This window comes from Streptomyces sp. N35, from assembly GCF_016464295.1.
GTDB lineage: Bacteria > Actinomycetota > Actinomycetes > Streptomycetales > Streptomycetaceae > Streptomyces.
The window spans coordinates 23,498-24,153 of sequence record NZ_JAEIMH010000113.1; the positions used below are offsets into that span (position 1 = coordinate 23,498).

Here is a 656-nt window from a genome sequence, read left to right on the forward strand (position 1 = left end):
GGGGGGGGCCGGGCCCCCCCCCCCGCCCCCCCCCCCCCGGCGGGGGGCCCGGGCCCGGGGGGGGGGCCCGTGCCCCCCCCCGCTGCCTGCGCCCGCCGTCAGCCCTGTGCCCAGGACCGCAGCTTCTCGTCCTGCGCCCAGGACCGCAGCTTCTCGGGGTTGCGCACCGACCAGATGCGGCGGATCCGGTCGTCGGCGATCTCGAAGGCGAGCACCGCCACCGTGACGCCGTCCTGCACGCTCACCAGGCCCGGCTGACCGTTGACCGTACGCTCGAGAAGCGTCAACTCCACGCGCTCGGCGATCCCGACGCAGGCGCTCGCGATCCGCTCGGCGCCCACGATGGGTACATCCACGGCTTGGACGAGCCCGCCGCCGTCGGCGATCGCCGTGGCCTCGGGGTCGAGCGGGCCCACAAGGCCACCGATGTCCTTGGCCTCCCACGCCCCCCCGGACTCCCTGAGGGACTCGGCCTGCCGGTCCCTCGGAGGTGCGGCGGACTGCGCGGCGCGGATACGGCGCCGGGCCGACGAGGCCAGCTGGCGGGAGGCCGCCGGCGTACGTCCGACGATCCGCGCCACTTCGGCGAAGGGGTACCGGGAGACGTCGTGCAGGGCGAAGGCGGCCCTCTCGGCCGGCGGCATCGCCTCCAGACC

At 77.0% G+C, this 656-nt stretch carries 1 protein-coding gene; it reads right to left on the reverse strand.

Features of this window, described 5'->3' with window-relative positions; genetic code table 11:
• Positions 1 to 98: 98 nt before the first annotated feature.
• A partial coding sequence (locus tag JAO81_RS37735; RefSeq protein ID WP_267913113.1) for a sigma factor-like helix-turn-helix DNA-binding protein occupies positions 99 to 656 on the reverse strand: 558 nt, incomplete at its 5' end.